The sequence below is a fragment of the Pseudomonas sp. TH06 genome, from assembly GCF_016651305.1.
GTDB lineage: Bacteria > Pseudomonadota > Gammaproteobacteria > Pseudomonadales > Pseudomonadaceae > Aquipseudomonas.
Map to the genome: position 1 here is coordinate 46,808 of NZ_JAEKEC010000004.1, position 23,758 is coordinate 70,565.

Annotated in this window: 25 protein-coding genes; 12 read left to right on the forward strand and 13 right to left on the reverse strand. The window is 60.3% G+C overall.

Annotated elements, in window-relative coordinates:
- Positions 1-3 precede the first annotated feature (3 nt).
- Complete coding sequence (locus JFT86_RS27450; protein ID WP_007919726.1) at positions 4-591, reverse strand: YecA family protein; 588 nt, start codon at positions 589-591, stop codon at positions 4-6.
- A 390-nt stretch (positions 592-981) separates the two neighbouring features.
- Here JFT86_RS27450 and recQ point away from each other — a divergent pair, with 390 nt between their 5' ends.
- The 3 genes from recQ to JFT86_RS27465 all read left to right on the forward strand — a co-directional run bounded on the left by recQ (position 982) and on the right by JFT86_RS27465 (position 5,592).
- Complete coding sequence (recQ, locus tag JFT86_RS27455) at positions 982-3,111, forward strand: DNA helicase RecQ (RefSeq protein ID WP_201239210.1); 2,130 nt, start codon at positions 982-984, stop codon at positions 3,109-3,111.
- 134 nt (positions 3,112-3,245) lie between these two features.
- Positions 3,246-3,680 carry a MarR family transcriptional regulator gene (locus tag JFT86_RS27460; RefSeq protein WP_007919713.1) on the forward strand — a complete coding sequence of 145 codons (435 nt, stop codon included), beginning with the start codon at positions 3,246-3,248 and terminating at the stop codon, positions 3,678-3,680.
- A gap of 127 nt (positions 3,681-3,807) precedes the next feature.
- A complete protein-coding gene (locus JFT86_RS27465; RefSeq protein ID WP_201239211.1) occupies positions 3,808-5,592 on the forward strand; it encodes a FimV/HubP family polar landmark protein in 1,785 nt (594 codons plus the stop codon).
- A 96-nt stretch (positions 5,593-5,688) separates the two neighbouring features.
- Here JFT86_RS27465 and JFT86_RS27470 read toward each other — a convergent pair whose 3' ends face one another.
- Positions 5,689-7,878, reverse strand: coding sequence for a patatin-like phospholipase family protein (locus JFT86_RS27470; protein WP_201239212.1), 2,190 nt, complete (start codon positions 7,876-7,878; stop codon positions 5,689-5,691).
- Positions 7,879-7,949: 71 nt separating this feature from the next.
- Between JFT86_RS27470 and JFT86_RS27475 the strand changes: the two genes are divergently transcribed.
- Positions 7,950-8,237 carry a SelT/SelW/SelH family protein gene (locus tag JFT86_RS27475; RefSeq protein ID WP_201239213.1) on the forward strand — a complete coding sequence of 96 codons (288 nt, stop codon included), beginning with the start codon at positions 7,950-7,952 and terminating at the stop codon, positions 8,235-8,237.
- Here the strand turns inward: JFT86_RS27475 and JFT86_RS27480 are convergent.
- Together JFT86_RS27480 and JFT86_RS27485 are read right to left on the reverse strand one after the other, a co-directional pair.
- Complete coding sequence (locus JFT86_RS27480; protein WP_201239214.1) at positions 8,231-9,124, reverse strand: DMT family transporter; 894 nt, start codon at positions 9,122-9,124, stop codon at positions 8,231-8,233. The genes JFT86_RS27475 and JFT86_RS27480 overlap by 7 nt on opposite strands.
- Positions 9,125-9,276: 152 nt before the next feature.
- The gene (locus tag JFT86_RS27485) at positions 9,277-10,041 is read right to left on the reverse strand and encodes an AraC family transcriptional regulator (protein WP_201239215.1); all 765 of its coding nucleotides are present in this window, start codon (positions 10,039-10,041) and stop codon (positions 9,277-9,279) included.
- 132 nt (positions 10,042-10,173) lie between these two features.
- On the opposite strand from JFT86_RS27485, the gene JFT86_RS27490 reads away from it, so the two are divergent.
- A complete protein-coding gene (locus JFT86_RS27490) occupies positions 10,174-10,989 on the forward strand; it encodes a UDP-2,3-diacylglucosamine diphosphatase (RefSeq protein ID WP_201239216.1) in 816 nt (271 codons plus the stop codon).
- A gap of 132 nt (positions 10,990-11,121) precedes the next feature.
- Here JFT86_RS27490 and JFT86_RS27495 read toward each other — a convergent pair whose 3' ends face one another.
- On the reverse strand, positions 11,122-11,712 hold the full coding sequence (locus JFT86_RS27495) for an HD domain-containing protein (protein ID WP_201239217.1): 591 nt from the start codon (positions 11,710-11,712) through the stop codon (positions 11,122-11,124).
- Positions 11,713-11,734: 22 nt separating this feature from the next.
- Positions 11,735-12,046, reverse strand: a complete 312-nt coding sequence (locus tag JFT86_RS27500; protein WP_095187810.1) for a DUF962 domain-containing protein — start codon at positions 12,044-12,046, stop codon at positions 11,735-11,737.
- A gap of 164 nt (positions 12,047-12,210) precedes the next feature.
- On the opposite strand from JFT86_RS27500, the gene JFT86_RS27505 reads away from it, so the two are divergent.
- Positions 12,211-13,272 (forward strand): AraC family transcriptional regulator, encoded by a 1,062-nt coding sequence (locus JFT86_RS27505; RefSeq protein WP_201239218.1) that lies wholly within the window; start codon positions 12,211-12,213, stop codon positions 13,270-13,272.
- Here the strand turns inward: JFT86_RS27505 and JFT86_RS27510 are convergent.
- Entirely contained in the window at positions 13,229-14,683 is a 1,455-nt protein-coding gene (locus tag JFT86_RS27510; RefSeq protein WP_201239219.1) for a TrkH family potassium uptake protein, read from the reverse strand. The genes JFT86_RS27505 and JFT86_RS27510 overlap by 44 nt on opposite strands.
- Before the next feature lie 121 nt (positions 14,684-14,804).
- Here JFT86_RS27510 and JFT86_RS27515 point away from each other — a divergent pair, with 121 nt between their 5' ends.
- The gene (locus JFT86_RS27515; RefSeq protein WP_201239220.1) at positions 14,805-15,371 is read left to right on the forward strand and encodes a nitroreductase family protein; all 567 of its coding nucleotides are present in this window, start codon (positions 14,805-14,807) and stop codon (positions 15,369-15,371) included.
- Between the two features lie 95 nt (positions 15,372-15,466).
- Here the strand turns inward: JFT86_RS27515 and JFT86_RS27520 are convergent, their stop codons facing one another.
- The 6 genes from JFT86_RS27520 to JFT86_RS27545 form a co-directional block, all read right to left on the reverse strand.
- The gene (locus JFT86_RS27520; RefSeq protein WP_201239221.1) at positions 15,467-16,807 is read right to left on the reverse strand and encodes a HAMP domain-containing sensor histidine kinase; all 1,341 of its coding nucleotides are present in this window, start codon (positions 16,805-16,807) and stop codon (positions 15,467-15,469) included.
- A 224-nt stretch (positions 16,808-17,031) separates the two neighbouring features.
- A complete protein-coding gene (locus JFT86_RS27525; RefSeq protein WP_201239222.1) occupies positions 17,032-17,481 on the reverse strand; it encodes an LTXXQ domain protein in 450 nt (149 codons plus the stop codon).
- 262 nt (positions 17,482-17,743) lie between these two features.
- A complete protein-coding gene (locus JFT86_RS27530; protein ID WP_016771129.1) occupies positions 17,744-18,421 on the reverse strand; it encodes a response regulator transcription factor in 678 nt (225 codons plus the stop codon).
- 7 nt (positions 18,422-18,428) lie between these two features.
- Positions 18,429-18,839: a translation initiation factor 2 gene (locus tag JFT86_RS27535; RefSeq protein WP_201239223.1), complete on the reverse strand. Its 411-nt coding sequence runs from the start codon at positions 18,837-18,839 to the stop codon at positions 18,429-18,431.
- A gap of 150 nt (positions 18,840-18,989) precedes the next feature.
- A complete protein-coding gene (locus JFT86_RS27540; protein ID WP_007966019.1) occupies positions 18,990-19,289 on the reverse strand; it encodes a YciI family protein in 300 nt (99 codons plus the stop codon).
- A gap of 1 nt (position 19,290) precedes the next feature.
- Positions 19,291-19,887 (reverse strand): septation protein A, encoded by a 597-nt coding sequence (locus JFT86_RS27545; RefSeq protein ID WP_201239224.1) that lies wholly within the window; start codon positions 19,885-19,887, stop codon positions 19,291-19,293.
- A gap of 87 nt (positions 19,888-19,974) precedes the next feature.
- Between JFT86_RS27545 and JFT86_RS27550 the strand changes: the two genes are divergently transcribed.
- From JFT86_RS27550 to JFT86_RS27570, 5 genes are all read left to right on the forward strand, one after another.
- On the forward strand, positions 19,975-20,838 hold the full coding sequence (locus tag JFT86_RS27550; RefSeq protein WP_201239225.1) for a PHP domain-containing protein: 864 nt from the start codon (positions 19,975-19,977) through the stop codon (positions 20,836-20,838).
- Between the two features lie 13 nt (positions 20,839-20,851).
- A complete protein-coding gene (locus JFT86_RS27555) occupies positions 20,852-21,481 on the forward strand; it encodes an L-threonylcarbamoyladenylate synthase (RefSeq protein WP_095114461.1) in 630 nt (209 codons plus the stop codon).
- A 123-nt stretch (positions 21,482-21,604) separates the two neighbouring features.
- Entirely contained in the window at positions 21,605-22,303 is a 699-nt protein-coding gene (locus tag JFT86_RS27560; RefSeq protein WP_201239416.1) for a ScpA family protein, read from the forward strand.
- Positions 22,304-22,314: 11 nt separating this feature from the next.
- On the forward strand, positions 22,315-23,274 hold the full coding sequence (scpB, locus tag JFT86_RS27565) for an SMC-Scp complex subunit ScpB (RefSeq protein WP_201239226.1): 960 nt from the start codon (positions 22,315-22,317) through the stop codon (positions 23,272-23,274).
- A gap of 143 nt (positions 23,275-23,417) precedes the next feature.
- Positions 23,418-23,609, forward strand: a complete 192-nt coding sequence (locus tag JFT86_RS27570) for a DUF1289 domain-containing protein (RefSeq protein ID WP_201239227.1) — start codon at positions 23,418-23,420, stop codon at positions 23,607-23,609.
- Positions 23,610-23,758 lie beyond the last annotated feature (149 nt).

The window sequence follows — 23,758 nt, forward strand, 5'->3', positions numbered from 1 at the left end:
ATCTTAGTGGTGACGTGGCTTGAGGATCGCCGGTTTTTCATCTGGCGCCTGGCACAGCAGGTACAGCGCCGTCAGGGCTTCCGGGATCTGCACGATCATGTCGTCCATCAGGTTGGCATCCTTGGCGATGTCTTCGAACTCTGGCTGTTCGTCGAACAGGCCCGAACCGACCATGATCGGCAGGAGCATTTCGCTGACTTCTTCTTCGGCGGTTTCGAACCAGGCTGCTTCACGCAGGAACACGCCTTCCATGAAGCCGATGCACCAGCCGCGCAGTTCGGAATCGTCCGGCTCTTCGCCCAGATCCAGTTCGCATGGCAGCTCGAACTCTTCGTCGGACGCGAGTTGACGGGCGATGTGCGCCTTGAGGCCGATCAGGGTGGCTTCGATCTCTTCGCGCTGGGCGTCGCTGCTGTAGTGCGGCTCTTCAGCGAACAGGGCGTCGATCCATTCACGCTCCGGCACATCTTCGGCGCAGATCGACAGTGCGGTCAGGTAGCCGTGAGCGGCCACGTAATCCAGTGCCTCGTCGTGCAGCTCGTCGGCATCGAGGAAGACTTGCAGGCGGGTCAGTTGCTCAGCGAAGGACATTACGGGGCTACCTTGGGGGAATAAACAATGCGGGAATTCTAGGCCTTCTTGAGCGCTCAAGCCAGCCGCACGGCAGATTTGCCCCGCTGCGCCCTGCATATCCCCTGTAGGAGCTGCCGAAGGCTGCGATCTTTTGATTTTATTTTTTCAAGATCAACATAAAGATCCAGATCAGAAGATCGCAGCCTGCGGCAGCTCCTACCGGGCATGACTTGATTTGAAGGTATAAGCGGCGCCCTGTGCAGGGGAGGGCTCGGGTATACTGCCGCGTTTTGCGATCCCTGCCCGTATTGCGGCTGTCATGCAATGCGTTCTTACGATTCTGCGGTGCAGCCTTGGCCGTCATGAACCAGCCTTGCGGGGATGTATCAGTAGATTTTTGGAGTTTTTATGCTCGAACAGGCTCAACGCGTCCTCAAGGACATCTTCGGCTACGACAGTTTCCGTGGCCGTCAGGGTGCAATCATTGAGCGCGTGGCCAGTGGCGGTGATGCGCTGGTGCTGATGCCTACCGGTGGCGGCAAGTCCCTGTGCTTCCAGGTCCCGGCGTTGTTGCGCGATGGCCTGGCGGTGGTGGTGTCGCCGTTGATCGCCTTGATGGACGACCAGGTCGCCACCCTCGAAGAGCTGGGGGTGGCCGCTGCTGCGTTGAACTCCACGTTGAGCGCCGAGCAACAGCGTGATCTGGCCGCGAAGATCAAGCGCGGTGAAGTGAAAATGCTCTATCTGGCGCCGGAACGTCTGGTGCAGCCGCGCATGTTGTCCTTCCTGCAAGGGCTGAACATCGCGCTGTTCGCCATCGACGAGGCGCACTGCGTCTCGCAATGGGGGCACGATTTCCGTCCGGAATACCTGCAACTGGGCCAATTGGCCGAGATGTTCCCCGATGTGCCGCGCATCGCCCTGACCGCCACCGCCGACAAGCGTACCCGCGAAGAAATTGTCACCCGGCTGCATTTGCAGAACGCCGAACGCTTTCTGTCGAGTTTCGATCGCCCCAATATCTTCTATCGCATCGTGCCCAAGGAGCAGCCGCGCAAGCAGTTGCTGGCGTTCCTCGCCGAGCGCCGCAGTGATGCCGGCATCGTCTATTGCCTGTCGCGCAAGAAAGTCGAAGAAGTCGCAACGTTTTTGAGCGAGCAGGGCTTCCCGGCGCTGCCGTATCACGCCGGTTTGCCCAATGAACTACGTGCCTTTAACCAGAAGCGCTTCCTCAACGAGGAAGGCCTGATCATGGTCGCTACCGTGGCGTTCGGCATGGGCATCGACAAACCCAACGTGCGTTTCGTCGCCCACCTCGATCTGCCGAAATCCCTTGAGGCGTATTACCAGGAAACCGGGCGCGGCGGCCGTGACGGTCTGCCGGCGGATGCCTGGATGGCTTACGGACTGCAAGACGTGGTGATGCTCAAGCAGATGCTGCAAAACTCCGAAGGTGACGAGCGCCACAAGCGTCTGGAGCAGCACAAGCTCGACGCCATGCTCTCGCTGTGCGAAGAGACCCGTTGCCGTCGGCAGACGCTGCTGGCGTATTTCGATGAAGAAATGGCCGAGCCCTGCGGGCATTGCGACAACTGCGTTGATGGCGTGCAGACCTGGGACGCCACTGAGCCTGCCCGTCAGGCGCTGTCAGCGATCTATCGCACCGGTCAGCGTTATGGCGTCGGCCATCTGGTCGATGTGTTGCTGGGCAAGGACAACGAAAAGGTCCGCAGTTTCGGTCATCAACACCTGTCGGTGTACGGCGTGGGTAAGGCGCTGAGCGAAAGCGAATGGCGCTCGCTGTTCCGCCAGTTGGTGGCGCGCGGCCTGGCCGATGTCGATCATGAAGGTTATGGCGGCTTGCGCCTGAGCGACACGTGCCGGCCATTGCTCAAGGGCGAAGTGACTCTTGAACTGCGCCGCGATCTGAAACCACAAGTCACCGCCAAAACCGCCAGCAAGAGCCCGGCCAGCCAACTGGTGCGCGGTGAAGAGCGCGAGCAGTGGGAAGCCCTGCGCGCCCTGCGGCGCAAACTCGCCGAAGAACATGGCGTGCCGCCATACGTCATTTTCCCCGATTCGACCCTGCTGGAAATGCTCCGCAGCCAGCCGACCTCGCTGGCGGACATGGCCCGGGTCAGCGGCGTCGGTGCGCGCAAGCTGGAGCGTTACGGCGAGGCTTTCCTCGAAGTGCTCGGCGGCGAGGCCGAGGCGCCAAAAGTGGTGGCCGACGTGCGCCACGAGCTGATCACCCTGGCCCGCGCCGGCATGACGCCGATGCAGATCGCCGGTCAGTTGCAATGCTCGGAAAAGAACGTTTACACCATGCTCGCCGAAGCGATTGGCAAGCAGCAGTTGTCGCTGGAGCAGGCCCTCGATTTGCCGGAAGAACTGATGGGCGAAGTGCAGGACGCGTTCCTCGATGGCGAAGGCGAGTTGCCGTCGGTCGCCGAGATCGCCGAGTTGTTTGCCGGCCGCGTCCCGGAGGGCGTGCTGTACTGCGTGCGGGCTGCGCTGCAATCGGAATTTGAAATGTGAGATGGCGTTTGCGCCAAGCGCCATACAGTTGTAACGATTCAGTACAGACCGCCACTTGCCTATAGCTGCAGCTCATGCTTAGCTGACTAATAATTAGTTTTTCTCTATTACTTCAGTCTAATCATGAGTGTTTTATGCCGTTAACCGATCAACACCGCTTTGGCATGCAACTGGCGCAGATGTCCCGCGGCTGGCGTGCCGAGCTGGACCGGCGTCTGGCTGGGCTCGGCCTGTCTCAGGCGCGCTGGCTGGTGCTGCTGCATCTGGCGCGTTTCGAGGAGGCGCCGACCCAGCGTGAGCTGGCGCAAAGTGTCGGCGTCGAGGGTCCGACACTTGCCCGCTTGCTCGATAGTCTGGAAAGCCAGGGTCTGGTGCAACGCCAGTCCGTGATGGAAGACCGCCGGGCGAAAAAAATCGTCCTGTGCGCACCCGCCCTCCCGCTCATCGAACAGATCGAAACCATTGCCACGCAACTGCGCCATGAATTGTTCGAAGGCGTGGATGAGGCCGATTTAAAGGTCTGCATGCGCGTTCACGGGCACATTCTGGCCAATCTGGAAAAATCTTGAGGCATAACCGCGTGCCGGTTTTTTGAGAGATCGCGCTGGGCAGACTATAAGAACTACTGGGCAATATCGTGTTCGTACCGGATGTGCGAACGCATAGAAGTCGGTTTTGCTTATTTAAGGGATGCTCATGCTCGCAAGTTGGCACGTGGTACTGCGCGTTTGCGCCAGAGGACTTTTGGTCGCTGGCGCCATCGGCTACTCAACCTTGTCACTGGCCCTGGGGCTGGGTGACATCACGGTTCATTCCGCTCTCAATCAGCCGCTCAAGGCCGATATCGCGCTGCTCGACGTGGGTGGTCTGACGCAGAACGATCTTTCGGTGAGCCTGGCCACGGCAGACGAGTTTGGTCGTGCCGGGGTCGAGCGGGTATTTTTTCTCAGCGACCTGAAGTTCACGCCGATCCTGCATGGCAATCGCCAGATGATCCGGGTGACCTCCAGCAAACCGGTCAATGAGCCCTTTCTGAATTTCCTCGTGCAACTGAATCAGCCCAACGGCCGCTTGTTGCGCGAGTACACGGTGCTGATCGATCCGCCGGGCTCGCCGGGCATTGTGCCGGCCACCGATGAGCCGGATCCTCGAGCGCAATCCTCGGCATTTCCTACGGTCGACCCGGTCACTGCGCCGCCACAGGGGGCGCAGGGCAAACGCGATACACCTGCTGCGCCGCCGCCCGTAGCAGCCCCGGCCAACGATGCACTGGCCGAACAACTGGCCGCCAGCGTGTTGCAGAACCAGCAGTTGCAAAAGTCTCTCGACGAGTTGAACGCAAAACTGCAGGCGCAGGATGTGCAGATTGCCGACGGCAAGAAGCAGATCAGTGATTTGCAAACACGCCTCGCCGAACAGCAAAAAGCACCGCCCGCGCCGGTCGTCACACCGACGCCAACGCCTGTTGCTGCACCCGTCGAATCCCCGGATGAAGGTTTGAGCTGGCCGCTGCTCGGGGGGCTGGTGTTGTTGCTGGGGGTGCTGGCCGCGTTGTTTGTTCATCGCCGACGCCAACAGCAGCTGCAAGGCGTTGCACCGCTGCCGATCCTGCCGCTGCGCAATGATCCGGATGTTGATGAAACCGAAGATAGCCGTTCCGTCACGGCTCACGCTGTGGCTGAACAGCGAGAAGAACCGGCGGCAGGTGATGTGTTGGAAGCGGTGGGGATCTACCTGGCCTATGGGCGACTTGGTGAAGCGGCCGGGTTGTTGCGCGATGCGTTGCACAAGGAGCCCGAGCGCGTCGATCTTGGCCTGCAATTGCTGGAAGTGCTGGGGCGTCAGGGTGATAACGCGGCGTTCGAGCAACAGGAAAGTCATTTGCGAGCGCTTGGCGTGGAGGCGCAATCCTTACAGGACGTCCGCGCCCGGCATCCAAAACTGGTGGCTGTTGCACCGTTGGCGACAGTCGCGCCAGTGGTCGCCGGCGTAGCCCCCATCTTCGTTGCTGCCCCTGAGCCCGCGCCACCCGAGGATGATTTCGAATTGAATCTGGACGAATTGTCGATGGATTCCAGTTGGGATCTGAATGACAACCGTTCGGCGCCGGTTCAGCCATCCGTCGCAGATTCCGCTTTCAGTTCGAGCCTGCAAGTGTTGCCGCAGGGCTTTGAACTGCCGGAGACCACGGTCAGCGAGGACGCCGAACTTGAGTGGATCCCCGAGCCGGATGCGCAACCACTGGACGATGATTTTCTCGATGAGTTTGCTGATCCAGAGCCATCGCTCGCGCTGGAGCCGCTGGATCTGCAGATGTCGGAGCCAGAAGCAGCGGCGGGGGCCGGGAAGCTCGAACAGGCACAGACCTGCATCGATGACGGAGACATCGACAGCGCGATTGCCTTGCTCAATGAATTGCTCAAGGAAGGCGATGAGCCATTGAAGCAAACCGCCAGGACCCTTCTGGCAGGCATCCGTTGACCCAGGCGTACCGACACTGATGTGGTGTTCTAAACGACGTCATCGCGGGCAAGCCCGGGATGGCAATAGAACAGGCAGCCCCACTCTGAATCTTGATCAAAAGGTCTGGCCCAGATTCAGATAAACCGCCTGCTCATTCGCATCATTGAGTCCATAACTGAAATTCAACGGCCCCAGCGGCGTATCGAAACCGATAAACACACTCGCCGCGTTGATGTAGCCGCTGTCGAACTCATTGTCGTTGTTCCACGCCCGTCCACGTTCCAGCGAAGCACCGGCGTACAGCGGGAAATCCAGCGGCAGGTACGAGCGCGGTGTCAGTCGACGGTAATAAACCGCACGCATCAAACTGACGTTCTGCCCGGAAATCGCATCCTCGCGGAACCCCGACAATTGCCGCGCACCGCCGAGCAGGAAGCTCGACGTCACCACGTTGGTGTCATCGAGGGTACGGCCATAGCGCCCACCGAGAATCAGTGTGTCTGGCCCGCGGCTCATCGCCTTGTCGAGTTTGAACTCCCACTGTCGATAGCGCGTATCCGAACCCAGGCTTGGCTCGAATTGCAGGAACGTCAGGCTGATGTCCTTGCCTTCGTGAGGGTAGTAAACGTTGTCCAGCGAATCATAGGAATACTTCAGCGAGTAGAAACCTTCGTTGAAGTTTTCGCTGGGCAGATCCTGATCGCCGATCCGCACATCGGCCTTGCCCCAGGCTTCGCCGACGCCGAAACGCACTTCACCGTTGTTGCCGATTTGCCGGCCGACATTCAGCGCCATGCCGTAGCGCTCGACGCGGTACTGGGCGATCGGATCATTGTCGAGGACTGCATCGACGTTCTGTGCTTCGAACACCACCGAGGGCGCAATGAAGTAGCGCGAACCGACGTCCAGTGGCTGATAGAACTCGGTGTACAGCTCCTGTTTGTCGCCAATCTGCGCGCGGGTCAGCCATTCCGCGCCGAGGCGGTTGATCCCGTTGATGCGGTAACTGGCGCCGAGGTTGAAGGCGCTGTCGCCGCGCATGTCGTCCGACAGGTTCAGACCGACCCGCAGGTAATCGGTGCCGCTGCGCTTGCCGCGAGCGCTGATCACCAGCGTGTGATCCTGGCCCTTGTGAACCACGCGGTATTGCACCTGCTCGAAGTAGTCGAGGCCGTACAAGGTGCCCATGTCCGAGTGCAAGCGTCCCAGATCCAGTGGCTCGCCGATGTGCTGACGGATGTAGTAGCGGATCACATCGTCATCGACTTTCGAGTCGTTCTCGACGCGGATCGCGGTGATGATTGGCGTGCGCTGGCCGGGCGCGCGGGCGGCGTCGAGTTCAGCGTCCTGAGGCTCGCTGGGCTTGAGGCGGGCGAGGCGGGCGTCGAGGATTCGGGTGGCACGATAACCGGCATCGATCATCTCCTGGGCGCGACCGAAATCGGTGACGCCGAAGCTTGCCAGTGCCGGCTGGATCAACACGTCAGTCGGTTTGAGGGCGGCCAGTTGTTCTTCGGAGTTGCGCCGCGTCATCAGGGTGATCGACTGGTTGAGCACGTCGACCACGGTGGTCAGTTGTTTGCGGTTGCGCAACGGTGTGCCGATGTCGACCACAATCGCGATATCGACGCCCATCTGCCGTGCGACATCCAGCGGAATGTTGTCGGTCATGCCGCCGTCCACCAACAGGCGACCATCGAGTTCGACCGGGGCGAACACCGCCGGGATCGACATGCTGGCGCGGATCACCTGCGGCAGGTGGCCTTTGCGGAACACCACTTTCTCGCCGTTGGCAATGTCGGTGGCCACGGCGCGGAACGGGATCGGCAGTTTGTCGAAATCACGGGTGTCACTGGTGTGGGCCAGCAGGCTTTCCAGCAGCAGCGCCAGGTTCTGGCCCTGAATCACGCCGAGTGGCAGGCCGAGGCTGCCGTCATCGCGAAAACTGAGTTTCTGTTTGACCAGAAAGTCGCGGTCATCCTGCTTGCGTCGGAACGGCACGTCCTCCCGGGGCGGCGCATCGGACAGCGCCTGTTGCCAGTCGATGCCGAGGGCGAGTTTTTCCAGTTCATCGATCTTGTAGCCCGAGGCATACAGGCCGCCGACCACCGCGCCCATGCTGGTGCCGGCGATCGCATCGATCTTGATGCCTTGTTCTTCCAGAGCCTTGAGCACGCCGATGTGCGCCAGGCCGCGAGCGGCACCGCCGGACAGCACCAGGCCGACTTTCGGTCGCGGTGTTTCAGTGGCGCAAACGAACAGTGGAAGAAAACCAAGCAGCAGGCAGAACAGCAGACGGCGCATTGTGAGTCTCGGGGCAAGCGATAAAGCCGGCTATTATAGCGGCGCCCTCTGTCTCAGGAGTTTCAGTGAACATGTCTGCCGCAAAAGCCGAAGTCGTCATTACCTATTGCACCCAATGCCAGTGGCTGCTGCGCGCCGCGTGGCTGGCGCAGGAACTGCTCAGCACCTTTGGTGATGACCTGGGCAAAGTGTCGCTGGTGCCGGGCACTGGCGGGGTATTCCAGATTACCTGCGCGGGCGTGCAGATCTGGGAGCGCAAGGCTGACGGCGGTTTTCCCGAAGCGAAAGTGCTGAAGCAGCGTGTTCGCGATCAGATCGATCCTGACCGCGACCTCGGCCACAACGACCGCACTCAGTGAGACGCGGCCTCGGCAGCGACGGTTTTTTTACTGGAGTTGCCTGACATCCGCGCCGACACAACGATGGCGACGATGATCAGTGCGCCACCCATCAACATCCGTAGCGTCGGATTTTCGTTGAACAGCAGCCAGGCGACGGTAATGCCGTAAACCGGCTCCATCGCAAACACCACCGCAGCGGTGCGCGCCTTGATCACCGCCAGACTGGCAACGAAAAGGCTGTGGGCAACGCCGGTGCAGAACACGCCGAGCAGGGCGATCCACAACCAGTCCAGCGCGCGCACCTCGCTCAGTTGCGGCGCCGCCACCGGTAACAGACACAGCGCCACCACCACGTTTTGACACAACGCCGCCTGCACCGCCGGGATGCGTCCGGAGCTGGCGCGGTTGGTCAGCGACAGCAGCGCGAACAACAGGCCCGACAACACCGCCCAGAGCAAACCCGTGGTTGCGCCGCTGGCCAGATCGAACGCCGGGGTCACGAGGATCAGGCCGACGCTGACCAGCACCACCAGCACGATTTCATTGGCGCGGATACGTTCGCGGAAAATCAGCCCTTCGAGAATTACCGTGAATGCCGGAAAACTGGCAAAACCCAGGGTGGCAATGGCCACTCCGGCGACCTTCACCGCGATGAAAAAGCTCACCCAGTGCCCGGCCAGCAAAACGCCGCTCAGGACCAGACGGCGCCAGTCCACCGCTTGCAGTTTTTGCCAGCCGTGCTGACTGGCGAAACGGGCGAAAAACCCCAGGGCAAGTACAGCGAAAGCGGCTCGTCCGAAAACGATAACAGCGGGCGAGGCGGCGGCGAGTTTGCCGAACACACCGGTCAGGCCGAACATCAGAGCACCGATATGCAGGGCGCCAAGGGCGGTACGCGGAGTCATTGCAATCCTTCTATCTCAAACCCAAATTCAACTGTAGGAGCTGCCGCAGGCTGCGATCTTTTGATCTTGCTTCCAAAAAACACATCAAAAGATCGCAGCCTTCGGCAGCTCCTACATTGAATCGTGTCGAGGCCAATGTGTCTGTCGGCGGACTATCGTTTTTTGTTGTAGGAATCGCGCCGCAGTTGGCCGGGCGATGAACCGAATTCGCGTAGGACGGCGGCAGAGAAGGCGCTTTGCGAGCTATAACCGACCCGACTGGCGATTTCGCCGATGGGCAGCGTGGTTTCGCGCAACAGGCCGACAGCTTTGTGCAGGCGTCGACTGCGAATGTAATCCATCGGCGTCTGCCCGCATTCGGCCATGAATCGTGCATGCAGGCGCGCGCTGGATAATCCGGCGACCCGCGCCAGATCGGCGACCTGCAGCGGATAAGCAGCGTTTTGTTCGATGTGCGCATCCAGTGCCGCGTAGGGCAGGCAGCGGGCGGCGAGTTCGACCGGTTGCGCATGATTGAGGCTGGCCAGCAGCAGCACCGCACCTTGCTGGGCAATCAGCGGGTCGCTGACCGGGCTGTTCGCCAGCCAACTGACCAATTGGCTTTGCCCGGAATCCAGCGACAGACGAGCCGGGTTGTCGAGCAAGCGGCGGCTGGCCTCGGCATGATCACCGAGCGAATCGGCAATCCATTGCCCGTCAGGAATATCCAGCACCAGACAGCGACTGCCCTGCGGACTGCCGCAGGCGTGATGGGCGCCGGATGGAATCACCACGAAGCTCTGCTGACGCACCTGGCTACCGCAACCCTCGACCTCGAAATCCAGCGCGCCGGACAGGCCAAACACCAATTGGGCATGGTCGTGGCTGTGGACGATCAGATCGCGGGTGTACTGACGCAGGGTGAGAATCGGTCGCATGGCAAGTCTCCGGACAGGCCGCCAGTCTACACCGACGCCACCGGGCTGCGCTGTCACACGACTGACTCGCGCCTGTCATGGTCGATTAACCGGGTGGGTGCAAGCTGCTGAAAACATCGTAGAGGGTTGCCCATGACCAGCGCCGAGCTCGCCAAACCCAGCCGCAAACAACGGGTGCGCACCTTGTGGATTTCTGACGTGCATTTGGGCACGCGGGATTGCCAGGCCGAGCACTTGTCGCAATTTCTCAAGGGCTACCACGCCGACAAGATCTACCTGGTCGGCGACATCATCGACGGCTGGAAACTGCGCGGCGGCATGTACTGGCCGCAGGCGCACACCAACGTGATCCGCCGCTTGCTGACCATGAGCAAGCGCGGCACCGAGGTGATCTACGTCACCGGCAACCACGATGAATTCCTGCGCCGCTATTCGAAACTGATTCTGGGCAACATTCAGTTGGTCGACGAGGCGGTGCACATCACGGCGGACGGTCGGCACCTGCTGGTGATTCACGGTGACCAGTTTGATGTGATCACCCGTTATCACCGCTGGCTGGCCTTTCTCGGTGATTCGGCTTACGAGTTCACCCTGACGCTCAATCGCTGGCTCAATCACTGGCGCGCCCGATATGGTTACGGTTACTGGTCGTTGTCGGCCTACCTGAAGCACAAGGTGAAGACCGCGGTGAGTTTTATCAGTGATTTCGAAGAAGCCATCGCCCATGAATGCGTGAAGCGCGAACTGCACGGCGTGGTGTGCGGACACATTCACCATGCCGAGATTCGTAAAGTCGGTGAGGTGGATTACCTCAATTGCGGCGATTGGGTGGAGTCGTGCACGGCGCTGATCGAGCATTGGGATGGCACGATCGAGTTGTATCGGCTGGCGGATGCGCAGGCGCGCGAGGCCGAGCTAAAGGCTGCCAAGGTCCCAGAGATCGCCTGATTCTCGGGTGGTTGGAGGGCCTCATCGCGAGCAGGCTCACTCCTACAGTTAACTGAGGTCCTTCAGGGGAAATTCGGTCAACTGTAGGAGTGAGCCTGCTCGCGATGAGCCGCGCAGCGGTTCCGGACAAATTCACGCTGGTGAGTGTTCTTCCATGGCAGCCTTGTAGATCGAGTTCTTCGGCTGGGCAAACAGCCTTTCCATCATCGGCTCAAAGAAGCTCAGCGGCAGCGTGTCATACGCCGGGTCAAACGCCGCCGCGTCGTACTTTGCGCAAAACTCGGCAGTCGCCTGAAACTGCGGATGCTCCTTGAACTGCTCGCGCAAGTGCCGATCCATGCCCAAGTGATGAAAGAAGTAGTAACCCTGAAACACCCCGTGCTTCTCGACCATCCACAGATTTTCGGCACTGACGAATGGCTTGAGAATCGCCGCCGCAATGTCCGGATGGTTGTATGAGCCCAGCGTGTCGCCAATGTCGTGCAGCAACGCACACACCACGTATTCCTCGTCCCGCCCGTCACGGAAGGCGCGGGTCGCGGTTTGCAGCGAATGGGTCAGGCGATCCACCGGGAAACCGCCGAAATCACCTTCGAGCAATTTCAGGTGGGTCATGATCCGTGACGGCAATTGCCTGGCGTAGGCACTGAAGTCCGCAGCGATGATCGCCCAGTCTTCCTGGGTGCCATCCTGCATATGGGTGAAGCGGGCGCTGGCGTTCATCGGCCATCCTCAATGTTGTTGTTCAGAAGGCCACGCGACCGAGGATCATGTCGCGATACATGACGAAGTCGCCGAGCAGGCTGTACAGCGGATGCTGAAACGTCGCCGGGCGGTTCTTTTCAAAGAAGAAATGCCCGACCCAGGCGAAGCTGTAACCGGCCAGCGGCAGGGCCAGCAACAGCAGCCATGCGCCCTTGGCGATGGTCATGGCGAGAATAAAAATCACCAGTGTCGTGCCGATAAAATGTAGCCGACGACAGGTACTGTTGCTGTGTTCGCTGAGGTAATACGGATAGAACTCGGCGAAGCTGTTGAAATGCTTGATGTTTTCCACGACCGCGATCTCTGTGGTTATTGTTCTGGCGACGAGTTGTTCTGCGGGTAGCCTATTTGAGTCTAGAGTGATCATTGGCGTGGGCCAGTGACAATCGGCGCCACTTTAGTATCCTTCGCAAATCAGGCCGTAGCATGCGGCCCCTCATGTAAAAGAAAAACGCCATGAGCGAACGAACAACTTCTGCAAGCTGGGCGATGGGGATTGTCAAAGCATTGGAGATGGACGGCCTGGATTGCCGGGTACTGTTCAAGCAACTGGGGCTCGATTACTCCGCCCTGGATGATCCGGATGCGCGCTTCCCGCAAGATTCCATGACCCGACTCTGGCAACGGGCGGTCGAGCTGTCCGGCAATCCGGCGATCGGCCTGAACATGGGCAAAGTGGTGCGACCGGCGTCGTTTCATGTCGCCGGCTATGCGCTGATGTCCAGTAACACTTTGGCCGAAGGTTTCCAGCGACTGGTGCGTTATCAGCGGATCATTGCCGAAAGCGCTGACCTGAGTTTTCGTCTGCTTGAGGATGGTTACGCGCTGATCCTGACGGTGCACGGCGATCACCTGCCACCGACCCGGCAAAGTGCCGAAGCCTCGCTGGCCTGCGCTTTGGCCCTGTGTGGCTGGTTGACCGGGCGCACGCTGCACCCGGTCAAAGTGCTGGTGCAAGGTGACGAGCCGGCAGATCTGCAACCCTATAAACAGGCTTTCCATGCACCGCTGATGTTCAACGCGCCGTACGATGCGCTGATTTTCGAGCGCGCTGACATGGAAGCACCGCTGCCCACGGCCAATGAGGCGATGGCGTTGCTGCATGACCGGTTCGCCGGGGAATATCTGGCACGATTTTCCGAAAGTCGCGTGACCCACAAGGCCCGGCAGGTGCTCTGCCGCTTGCTGCCCCAGGGCGAACCGAAGCGCGATACCGTTGCGCAGACCTTGCACTTGTCGCAACGCACCTTGCAGCGCCGGTTGCAGGAGGAGGGCACAAGTTTTCAGCAGTTGCTCGATGACACCCGCCGCGAACTGGCCGAGCAATATCTGGCGCAACCGAGCATGACCTTGCTGGAAATTGCCTATCTGTTGGGTTTTGCCGATCCGAGCAACTTCTTCCGCGCATTCCGTCGCTGGTTCGACACCACGCCCGGTGATTACCGGGCGCGGCTGTTACAGGCGCCGAATGTGATCAGTGACGCCAAAAGGCCGGAATACACAGCACAAACACCGTAATGATCTCCAGTCGGCCGAGCAGCATGCCGAACGACAGGATCCACTTGGCAGCATCCGGCAGGGTGGCAAAGTTGCCTGCCGGGCCGATGGTCTCGCCCAGCCCCGGACCGACGCCGGACACGGTACTGGCAGCGCCGGTCAGCGCGGTCATCCAGTCGACGCCGAGCAGCGACAGCAGCAGGGCGATCACGCAGATGGTGATCGCAAAGAAAAACGAGAACGTCAGAATCGAACGCACGATCTCTTCATCGAGGCGATGACCGTTGTACTTCTGCTTGATCACCGCACGTGGGTGAATCAGTTGGTTAAGGTTGGCCTTGAGCAGGATATAGGCGACCTGGAAACGGAAGATCTTGATCCCGCCCGCCGTCGACCCGGAACAGCCGCCGACGAAACCCAGGTAGAAAAACAGCATCAGCGAAAAGTTGCCCCACAGGCTGTAGTCGCCAAGGGCGAAACCGGTGGTGGTGACGACTGACGTCACGTTCAGCGCCACATGCCGTAAGGCTTCCAGCCAATGCAGATTGGTCGTCCACCAGTACCAGGTGCCGAGCACCAGCCAGGTCACCAGCAACATGCCGAGCAAACCCTGCACCTGTTGATCCTTGATCAACGCCTTGCGGTTGCCGCGCAACGTCGCCACGTAAAGGGTGAACGGCAGGCTGCCGAGAATCATGATAACCACCGCAACCCAGTGCACCGCCGGTTGTGTCCACTTGGCAAGCGATTGGTCGGACGTCGAGAACCCGCCAGTGGAAATCGCCGACATCGCGTGGTTGATTGCATCGAACGGGCTCATTCCGGCCCACCAGAACGCCAGGCTGCCGAGAATGGTGATGCCGACATACGCCGCCACGATCAGACGCGCCACCATGTGCGAGCGGGGCATGACTTTTTCCGAACGATCCGAAGACTCGGTCTGAAACAGACGCATGCCACCGATGCGCAGCAACGGCAGAATCGCCACCGCCATACCGATAAAGCCGATACCACCCAGCCAGTGCAGCAGCGAGCGCCACATCAGGATGCCGGGGGACATGCTGTCGAGTCCGCTGAGCACAGTCGATCCGGTGGCGGTGATGCCGGACATGCTTTCGAAAAACGAGTCGGTGTAGCTGATGTGCTGAGTCAGCAGAAACGGCAGCGCGGCGAAAATACACACCACCAGCCAACTGGTGACGGTCAGCAAATACATGTCGCGCGGACGCAGATGAATGTGCTCGGGCCTGCCGGGAATCACCAGCGCAAGACCGGCGACGAAGGTAATCATGCTCGCCCAGAGGAACGACGGCAGATCGCTGGTGCGTTCGAAAATCACCAGCGTGGCCATGGGCACGACCATGGCCACGGCCAGGGTGATCAGGAAGATGCCGATGATGAAACCAATGATCCGTAAGGTCGGCAACGCCATGAAGTCCGCTCGGGCTGATGTGGGAAGGGCGCCATTCTACCCGTGGGGCAGGGCATGTAAACCGGCATCCCGTTGGCAGATGCAGCTAGAATAGCCGCACATTTTTCTCAGGAGGTGGCCGATGCAGGCTCTCGACGCTTTGCTCAACCGTGTTTCCGTTCCCCGACTGGTCGAACCGGCCCCCACTGCCGAGCAACGCGAAGCGCTGTTTGCCGCCGCTCTGCGGGCTCCGGACCACGGCCATTTGCAGCCGTATCGCTTTCTGACAGTTGAAGGAACGGCGCGCGAGCAGATGGGCGAATTGCTGGCCGAGGCTGCGCAAATGCAGCAAGGCGAAGTCACCGAAGCGATGATCGACAAGGCCCGCAACGGCCCGCTGCGTGCGCCGCTGGTGGTCGTGGTGATCGCCAAATTGCAGGAACACGTCAAGTACCCGAAGGCCGAGCAATTGCTCGCAGCCGGGTGTGCAGCACACGGAATTTTGCTGGCGGCGTATGCGCAGGGGATTGGTGCGGTGTGGCGTACGGGCGATCTTGCGTATTCCAGCCACGTGGCCAAAGGTTTGGGCCTGGCAGAAGGCGAGGAGGTGATTGCGTTCCTGTACCTCGGCACGCCGCAGAAAGAGCCACGGGTGGCGGAGAAGGTTGACCTGGCCGAGTTCGTCAGCGCCTGGCCCGCTAAGCCCTGAAATCAAAAGATCGCAGCCTGCGGCAGCTCCTGCATTGGAATGCGTTTTCCTGTAGGAGCTGCCGAAGGCTGCGATCTTTTTGCATCATCGAAAATCTACGGCTGAACCACTGCACCGGGCACCAGCGGTAATTCCAGGCTGGCAATAAACCCGCCCTGCGGATGATTGGCCAGCGTCAGGCTGCCGCCATGCCGCTCCGCCGCCCGTCGCGCAATCGCCAGTCCCAGTCCGTGTCCGGCGGCTGTCTGCCCTGGCGCCCGATAAAACGGCTCGCCCAACTGGCTCAGATGCTCTTCCTGCACCCCCGGCCCATGGTCGCGCACACTCACGACAATTTTTTCGCCCTGACGCGACGCCTGCATTTCAATGGCCTGACCTTCAGGATTGAAACGCTGGGCATTGCGCAACAGGTTGTCGACAGCCCGCTCAATCATCGTCGGCCAGCCTTTGAGGTTCAGTTGCGGCTCGGTCTCGAGGCGCACCGTCTGCTCCGGTGAGCCAAGCTGCGCATCCTTCTGCAGGGTGCCCAGCAGCGCATTCAGATCCACGTCTTCAGCGCTGGCATTGTCGGCATCGACCCGCGCCAGCACCAGAATTTCACTGATCAACGCTTCCAGCCGATCACACTCGCGGGTCAGGCGCGGCCAGAGTTTTTCCCGCTCTTCAGGATTAGCCCGCTCCGCCAGCGCCAAGGCAATTCGTAATCGCGCCAGCGGTGAACGCAGTTCGTGCGACACATCGCGCAATAGTTGGCGCTGACTGCCGATCAGGCTTTGCAGGCGCGCACCCATGCGGTTGAAATCGGTGGCCAGCACGCCGAATTCATCACGACGGTTGGCCAGTTTCGCCAGGCTGTTTTGCTGATAGGTTGTCTGCCCCAGATCATGCACCGCGCCGCGCAAACGGCTGAGTGGGCGGGTGATCGAGAAGGTCACCAGCAGGCTGAACAGCGTCAGCACCACCAGCGCAATGCCCAGCGCACTCAGCGGCCAGAGCAGGCTTTCGCGGTGCCAGGCGTCGAGTTCAGGGTGCGGGATACGGTAAATGAACAGGTAAGTGTCGCCAGTTTTGTCACTGGTGAACTCGTCCGTCAGACGCCGCCATGGCAGGCGGCGGTCATCGTTGTTCTGCCGCGCTTCGAAGGCGGCGGCGCGACGCGGGAAGGTGCCGCGCACCACCGGATCGCCGCTTTCGTTGAGCACCTGAACGTCGATGTGATACTGGCGTTTGCGTTGTTCGAGGATGTCCTGGGCGGCTTCTTCGCCCTGGGCTTCGTAGGTTTGCGTCCACTCGGCGGCCAGAGTGTTGAGACCCGGATGGCGGCTGAGAATCCACGCGTCCTGATTGAGCATGTGCCCCAGCAGAATCGAAAGCCCTGCCACCAGAGCAATGGCCAGCCAGAAGCTCGCGAGAATACGCCAGAACAATGAACGCACAGAAAATCCTCAATCAAACATAAAAGCCCATGTTGGAATGGGGCTCCTGTGGCGAGGGGATTTATCCCCGTTGGGTCGCGCAGCGACCCCAAAACCTGCGATTGAGAAACATCAGAAATATCGCATGCAATGATTTGGCGACTGCTACGCAGCCGAACGGGGATAAATCCCCTCGCCACAAAGGCAGACCCGACGGTGTTGGCCGTCGGGTCCGGGTCAGAACATTATTGCGCTTTTTGCGGCTGTTGCGCTTTCCAGGCCTTGAACTCGGCCCATTCGGCGCGGCGTTCGGCTTGTTTCTTCTGGATCTCGTCGAATTTCTTCTGTTGATCCGGTTTCAATACCGCACGCACATCGGCTTCGGCTTTCTTGTGGTTGGCGGCCATCTCGTCTTTCAGGGCTTTCTGATCGGCTGGCGAAAGTTTTTCCAGGTACTTGTCGACCACTTGCTTACGCTCGTGCATCTGCTCGCCCATGATCTTGCGGATCTGCTCACGCTGTTCGCGGGACAGGTCGAGTTGGCTGTACGGGCCTTTGCCGTGCATGCCGTGCATCTGACCGCCGTGGCGAGCACCGTCCATCGGGCCACCCATCGGGCCGCCATCTTGCGGCATGGCCATGGCGACGGTTGGCAGAGCGGCAGCGAACATCAGAGCGATAAGAGTCTTGCGCATGGTGTATCTCCTTGTCTCGTTCCCGGTACGTTCCGGATGAGTGCAGATTACGGAGATCAAGGTCAGCGGCGGTCAGTGCTGCGTAAAGCTTGGGTAAAGACGCTTTGCGTCAGACTTTACACAGATCCCCGTGTAGGAGCTGCCGAAGGCTGCGATCCTTTTATCGTGCTCTTGAAAGAAAAATCAAAAGATCGCAGCCTTCGGCAGCTCCTACAGAGGCGGCGATGTTTCGTTATCTCCATGTGCGGGAGGATGTGCTGCTTCAGAGGCTGTAGTAGTAGCCGCGGCTGCGCAGGGCGACGATGCGCGGGCGACCGTCCGGGTGGGGGCCGATCTTTTTGCGCAGGTTGCTGACGTGCATGTCGAGGCTGCGGTCGTAGAGGGTCAGTTTGCGGCCGAGGGCGAGTTGCGCCAGTTCCTGTTTGTCCAGTGGCTCGCCGGGTTGCTTGAGCAAGGCTTCGAGCAGGCGGCTTTCGGAAACGGTCAGCGTCAGTTCTTTCTCATCGATGCTGACCACGCCGCGCACCGGGCTGAAACTCAGGTCACCCAGTTCAAGTTGCGTCGACACGGCGGCCGGATGACTGCGGCGCAACACGGCGCGCAAGCGAGCGGTCAGCTCACGGGGATCGCAGGGTTTGGCCAGGTAATCGTCGGCGCCCAGCTCCAGGCCGAGGATACGATCCAGCGGTTCGCCGCGTGCCGATAGCATCAGCACTGGCAGATCGGCGTGATCGTTGCGCAGCTGCTTGAGCAGTTCAAGACCGCTGCCGTCGGGCAGCATCACGTCCAGCACCACCGCCGCCGGGGCGGTTTCCGCCAATGCCTTGCGGGCGCTCTGACCATCGTGGCAGGCACGCACCTGAAAGCCTTCCTGGCTCAGCCAACTGCTCAGGAGTTCACACAACTCCTGGTCATCATCAATCAGTAACAGCTCGCTCATGACTCACTCAATTTAACCATTGCCGACGTTTTCGGCTTGCACCACTGGCAAAGATACCGCAGAGCAGCGCCAATAGCGCTACCCCGGCCCCGGTAACGAACCACTGCTGCTGATCGGTCAACAGGCGCGGCAGCGGGCTGGCCTGGGCTTCCTTGAGTTGCAGCTTGAGGCGCTGGTTCTCTTGGCGCAGCCGGGCGAGCTGAGCGCTCTCGCGTGTGTTGTCAGCATTTTGCAGTTGTTTGTTCAATTCTTCTCGCTGCTGCTCGCTGGCCTTGAGGCGCTGCTGCAACTCGGTGATCTGACTGCCGGCGCTCAATGACAGCGGCGTGGAGTTACCGCCATCGGTGGTTTCCTCACCATGGGCGGGCGCCATGATCGACAACGTGACCAACATCAGACACAACGGACCCTTGCGCATCGCGACACCTGCTTCCAAATGGATATTGGGCAGGTTGTCGGCAGGCAAACGAGAATAATGAGCGATTGAGAGCGGCAAGAACCAGGAAGGTTCATTGCCAGAGGCAATGTCGCAGGCGGTGAGGGGATAAATCCCCTCACCGCAGGACTTTTAAGGCAGGACTTGCTTGAACGGCTTGACGATCACATTGGCATACACGCCAGCGGCAATGTACGGATCGGCATCGGCCCACGCCTGCGCGGCGCTCAGGGAATCGAACTCGGCAACGATCAGGCTGCCGGTGAAACCCGCTGCGCCCGGATCATTGCTGTCGACGGCCGGGTGCGGGCCGGCCAATACAATGCGGCCTTCGCCCTTGAGCACTTGCAGGCGTTCCAGATGCGCAGGGCGGGCGGCCAGGCGTGCTTCCAGCGAGTTGGCGACGTCGGTGGCAATGATTGCGTAGAGCATGTCAGTCCTCGGTTTTTGGTGTTGTGGTATCGGCGTCGTGCAGGTGACGGGACAGGTAGATGCCCTGGCCGACCAGGAACAGCACGGTCATGCCGAGGCTGCCAAACACCTTGAAGTCCACCCAGATGCTCTGGAAGGTAAAGGCGACGAACAGGTTGGCGGCCCCGCAGAACAGGAAAAAGGCGATCCAGGCGATGTTCAGGCGGGTCCAGACCGGATCCGGCAGAGTCAGTGCATGGCCCATGATGCGTTTGATCAGTAGGCGGTCACCGATGAAGTGGCTGCCGATGAACGCGGCGGCGAACAGCCAGTTGACCACCGGGGCCTTCCATTTCAGGAATGTCTCGCTATGGAAAGCCAGGGTCAGGCTACCGAAGACGAGGCAGGCGATCAGGGTCAGCCATTGGCTCTTTTCCAGCCTGCGCTGTTTGATGAACAGGGCGCCGTACACCACCAGGGAGCTGATGATCAGCATCGCGGTGGCGCTGTAAATACCGCCTACAGTCAACTCATGACCGGCGACGTCGACGGTACGTGGATCGAGTTTGTAGACGATGAAGAACAGCAGAAGCGGGATGAAATCGATGAATTGTTTCACAGTGAGAGCCAGATGCCGGATGTGGCGGCATAATAACAAACATATGGGCGCGCGATAGCGCCAGCTGATTTGAGGTTACAACTCCCCGTGAATGTTGATTTGCACTGCCATAGCACGGCCTCCGATGGCGCCCTGGCGCCTGCGGTTCTGGTTGCGCGTGCGTTCGAGAACGGCGTGCGAGTCCTGGCGTTGACCGACCACGACACCCTCGAAGGCCTCGCCGAAGCGCGCGCGGCCGCCACTGAACTGGGGATGCAACTGGTCAACGGCGTCGAATTGTCCTGCACCTGGGGCGGCGCAACCATTCATGTGTTGGGCTACGGTTTCGACGTCAACGCCGCGCCGTTGGTCGAGGCGATTGCCAAATTGCACGATGGCCGCTGGCTGCGGTCGGAAGAAATAAGCCGCAAGCTCGCCCTCAAAGGCATGCCCGGCGCCCTCGAGGGCGCCCGGCAGATCCAGCAGGAACTGGGCGACAGCGGCAACGCGCCGGCCCGTCCGCATTTCGCCGACTGGATGGTGCGTGAAGGTTTTGTGAAGGATCGCGCCGAGGCATTCCGCAAATGGCTCGGCGCCGGCAAGCTGGGTGACGTCAAGCAACACTGGCCGACCCTGGAAGACACCGTCGGCACCCTGCGGGCCGCTGGAGCCTGGGTCAGCCTGGCGCACCCGTGGCACTACGATTTCACCCGCAGCAAGCGCCGAAAGCTGATTGCCGACTATATTCAAGCAGGCGGGCATGCGATCGAGGTGGTCAATGGCCATCAGCCTGCGGAACAGGTCGGCAGCCTGGCAATCCTTGCCCGCGAGTTCGGTCTGCTGGTCAGTGCCGGCAGTGACTTCCATGGCCCTGGCGGCTGGTCCGAGATCGGCCAGTACCGGCCGGTTCCCGAGGACCTTCCACCCCTGTGGTGTCGGTTCAAACATGACACAGATATTGCCGCCTTCTGAACAGGTAGAAAATGTGAGTCAATTTTTCCAGATTCATCCGGAAAACCCGCAAGCGCGCCTGATCAAACAGGCGGTCGAGATCATCCGCAAGGGCGGGGTGGTGGTTTATCCCACGGACTCTTCCTACGCCATCGGTTGCCAGATCGGCGACAAGACCGCGATCGAGCGCGTGCGACGCCTGCGTCAGCTCGATGAGAAGCACAATTTCGCCTTGATCTGCAGCGACCTTTCGCAGCTGGGCAACTACGCCAAGATCGACACCGGCACCTTCCGCATTCTCAAGGCGCATTTGCCGGGGCCGTACACCTTTATTCTCAACGCCACCCGCGAAGTGCCTCGGCTGCTCCTGCATCCGAAGAAGCGCACTATCGGTTTGCGTGTGCCAAGTCACCCGATCGCCCTAGCGCTGCTGGCCGAATTGGGTGAACCGCTGATGAGCGTGACCCTGATCATGCCCGGCGACGAAGATCCTTTGAGCGATCCGTACGAAATGCGCCAGTTGCTCGAACATCAGGTGGACTTGATCATCGACGGCGGCTTTGGCGGCATCAAGGCCTCCACCGTGATCGACCTGACCGGCGATGACCCGGAAGTGGTCCGTGTCGGTTGCGGCGATCCGACGCCGTTCATGGTCGAGGCCTGAATGTCCGCAGTGGAAACCGTTGTCGATCCCCAGGCCGGCGCCCAGCAGGAACTGCCGTTTGCCATGGTCTATGGCCAGGCGGTCATGGAAATGCCGCTGGACCTGTATATTCCGCCGGATGCGCTGGAAGTCTTTCTTGAAGCCTTCGAAGGCCCGCTCGACCTGCTGCTCTACCTGATCCGCAAACAGAACATCAACATCCTCGACATCCCGGTGGCGGAAATCACTCGCCAATACATGGGTTATGTCGAGTTGATGCAGTCAGTGCGCCTGGAACTGGCCGCCGAGTACCTGGTGATGGCCGCGATGCTTGCCGAGATCAAGTCGCGCATGCTGCTGCCACGCGCCGAAACCGTCGAAGACGAAGAAGACGACCCGCGCGCCGAACTGATCCGCCGCTTGCAGGAATACGAACGCTTCAAGGCTGCCGCCGAAGGCATCGATGGCCTCAGCCGGGTTGGCCGCGACGTCGTGGTGCCCAAGCTCGACGCCCCGGAAGCCCGCGCACGCAAGCTGTTGCCCGACGTGGCGCTGGAAGAGATTTTGATGTGCATGGCAGAAGTGCTGCGCCGTGGCGACATGTTTGAAAGCCACCAGGTCAGCCGTGAGGCGCTGTCGACCCGCGAACGCATGAGTGATGTGCTGGAACGGCTCAAGGGCGGTGGTTTTGTGCCGTTCGTCGAACTGTTCACCGCCGAAGAAGGCCGCCTTGGTGTGGTGGTGACCTTTATGGCGATCCTTGAACTGGTCAAGGAATCTTTGGTCGAGCTGGTGCAGAATGAGCCGTTCGCGCCGATCCACGTGCGAGCCCGAGCAGAATAACGAGTCGAAACATGAACCTGACTGAACCCCGCGAGCTGGCGCCCCTGCTTGAAGCCTTTCTGTTGGCCTCGGGAAAGCCGCAATCCCTTGAGCGCCTCTACGAACTGTTCGAAGAGGGCGAGCGGCCCGAACCGCCGGTCTTCAAGAAGGCCCTGACGTTGCTGGCCAAATCCTGCGACGGCCGGGCGTTCGAGCTCAAAGAGGTGTCGTCCGGCTATCGTTTGCAGATCCGCGAGAAGTTTTCGCCGTGGGTCGGACGCTTGTGGGAGGAACGCCCGCAGCGCTATTCCCGTGCCTTGCTGGAAACCATCGCACTGATCGCCTATCGCCAGCCGATCACCCGTGGCGAGATCGAAGACGTGCGCGGCGTGGCGGTCAACAGCAACATCGTCAAAACCCTCATTGAGCGCGAGTGGATCCGCATCGTCGGTTACCGCGACGTGCCCGGCAAACCGGCGATGTTTGCGACAACCAAGGCGTTTCTCGATCACTTCAATTTGAAGAACCTTGAAGATCTGCCACCACTGGCCGAGCTGCGCGAGATGGAAGTCGATCCGGTGCTCGATTTCGACGATGCGCCGGTGCCGCAAGGCTTGCAGGAGTTGGCCGATGCCAGCGCCGAGCCGGAAGAGGAGAAGGAAGAAACCAGTTTCCATACCTTGCTGCTGGAACTGGACAGCATGGAGGAGGGAATCAAGACCGACTTCGACGATTTGTTGCGTGATGCCGCCGATGGCGAAGCACCGCCGACTGAGCCGGACGCCGAAGTCGACGAGCCGGTCATCGAGGTTGAACTCGAAGCCGAACCTGAAGAGGACGTGCTCGGCGTCGCTGAAGCGCGAGAAAAACTTCTCGCTGCAGTTGCCGCCCTCGAACAATCGGCGCCAGAACCCGAGCTGAGCGAAGAAGAAGCCGAGGCTCGCGCCCTGGCCGAAGCCATCGAAGCCGAACGCCGCGAGTTCGAAGACTGACGCGATCTCAAGAACACTGCGATCCCCTGTAGGAGTGAGCCTGCTCGCGATAGCGGTGTATCTGCCAAGAAGATGTCGACTGGCACACCGCTATCGCGAGCAGGCTCACTCCTACAAGGGCCTTGTGTGTTTCTGGAGTAGCTATGAGTTCAACCAAAGACCCGTGCATCAGCCTCTGCAAATTCACCGACGACATCTGCCTCGGTTGCGGCCGCAACAAGCGCGAAATCAAGGCCTGGAAGAAACTCGACAAGGACGACAAGCGTACGGTGCTCGCCGAAGCTGCTCTGCGGCTGATCAAACTTGGCGGCGCCGGTCGGCGGAAAAAGAAATAACCTTGGCTTGATCGACTAGTCTCTGATGCGCGATAGCCCACATCCGCGTATGATTCGCGACCCTTCGCCGATCCCTTCGGCCAGGAACCCAGATTCCAATGCTTCAGGCGCTCACTTCGGGGCGATTGAACAGACCACACCGGGAGGTG